We start from the raw sequence: 1,857 nt of genomic DNA, 5'->3' as shown, positions 1-1,857 counted from the left end.
GGAACACCGGCCGCGACGGGTCGCCGAGCCGCCCGGTGACCTCGTCCAGCGGGCTGGTCAGCCCGGCGTCGGGCAGCGGCGCGGCCTGGTCGCGGGCCAGCGAGTAGCGGGCCGGGCCGCTCGGGAGCACGAGCGCCGCGGCGACGGCGGCCACCACCGCTGGCACCGCTGCCGGGACGACACGCACCGCCGGGCCTTCGAACAGCAAGGTGGCGCCGAGTGCGGCGTAGGCGAGAGCAGCGAGCGTCGCCGGACCGGGCGCGGGGCTGAAATACAGCTGGCTCAGCGCGACCACGGTCAGGCTGGGCAGCAGGGCCGGCAACGGGCTCCGCAGCCGGTGCAGCAACTCGGCGCCGAGCACCGCGGCCAGCACCACCAGCAGCGGCACGAACAGCAGCAGGGCCGGGTCCGGCCGGGCCGGCCACGTCGATTGCAGTACCAGCCGCCAGGAGTCGCCGGCCCCGTCCACCAGCGCCCGCAGCGTCGCGCCGGTCGGCAGGCCCGCGGCCGTGGTGCGCCACAGCACCGTCTCCACGACCGCGAGCACGCCGGCCAGCAGGACCAGCATGGGACGCCAGTCCACGACGGAGAACCGGCCGCAGGCGAGCACCGCCAGCAGGACCGCTGCCGCCGGGACGCCGACCGGGACGAGCAGCGCGGCGACGCCGTACTCGGGGGCGAACAGCATTCCGGCGAAAGCGGCGGCGAGCACCACGCAGGCCGTACGGACGGTCACCCGAGTGCCTCGTTCCACAGCCGTACGGCCTCGTCGGCGGTCCGGGCCCGCAGCACGCGCGCGCCCGGCACCTCGACCGGGCCACCCAGCGCGATGACGTGGATCCGGGTGAACCGCCGCAGCAGCGTGGCCGCCGGCACCAGTGGTGGTCCGTCGCCGCAGACCACGACGAGGTTGCCACCGCGGTCCGGGGGTAACCGGGCGGTCCGGTCGTCCTGGGTGACCTCGCTCAGCGCGTCGAGCAGGGCACCGGCGGCGCCGGCTGTGCCGTCGACCGCGGTCCGGTGGCCCGAGGAGGTCAGCAGGCAGGTGTGCTGCCCGGCGGCGACCGAGGCGCTGAGCAGGGACGCGGCCGTCTCGACCAGCTCCTCGAAACTGTCGGCGGTGGCCGCGGCGGCCCGGGTGTCGAGCAGGACGGTGAACCGGCTGCGTTGCGGGTCGGCGAGGTCGCGGACCATCAGCTGCCCGGTGCGGGCGGTGGCCTTCCAGTGCAGCAGGCGTACCTCGTCGCCCGGCACGTACTCGCGCACGTCGTTGAGCTCGGCCGACCCGCGCAGCGCACTGTCGGTGACGGTGCCCTCGTGGTGGTGGCGTCGCCGGCCGCCGGACAGCGCCCGGGCCGGGAGCCGGCGAGGATGCACCCACAACGTCGTCGTCTCCCCCGCCGGCACGCTGCTGCGGGCGAGCCCGAACGCGTCCCGGCGCTCCAGGCTGAGCGGTCCGATCGTCCACCTGCCCCGTACGTCGGTGGGCAGTTCGTAGTGCTGCACGGTCTCGCCCCCGGGCGGCAGACCGCGCACCTGCACCGTACGGGTGACCGGCCCGGCCGGATCGGCGGCGGTGAAGGCCGGGGCCCGGGTTGGTGACCCACAGCCGGGCCTGCGCCGGACGGCCCCCGGTCACCCGGCTCGGATACACCGAGCGCCGGACGGTGATCCGCAGCGTGCGCCCGGTGCCGAGGACGGCCGCCGACACCGCGCCGAGCAGGATCGCCCCGAGCACCCCGGCCAGGGCGAACCGGCCCCACCAGCCCGCGGCGAGCAGCGGGACCGCGGTGACGAGGACGGCGTACCCGCGGCGGGTCACCCGCATGGTCAGTCGCCCGCGCGCGCCATCGGTGC

At 76.5% G+C, this 1,857-nt stretch carries 2 protein-coding genes; both read right to left on the bottom strand.

The window, feature by feature from the left end:
• Window positions 1–736 (bottom strand): hypothetical protein (locus AB0C29_RS46355; protein ID WP_360834479.1); only part of this gene is annotated, 736 nt, incomplete at its 3' end.
• Entirely contained in the window at window positions 733–1,536 is an 804-nt protein-coding gene (locus AB0C29_RS46350; protein ID WP_360834477.1) for a DUF58 domain-containing protein, read from the bottom strand. The genes AB0C29_RS46355 and AB0C29_RS46350, both read right to left, overlap by 4 nt.
• Window positions 1,537–1,857 lie beyond the last annotated feature (321 nt).

The organism is Actinoplanes sp. NPDC048791 (assembly GCF_040650095.1).
Taxonomy (GTDB): domain Bacteria; phylum Actinomycetota; class Actinomycetes; order Mycobacteriales; family Micromonosporaceae; genus Actinoplanes.
Note: the sequence above shows the minus strand (reverse complement) of the source record. Positions and strands in the feature narration are given on the sequence as shown.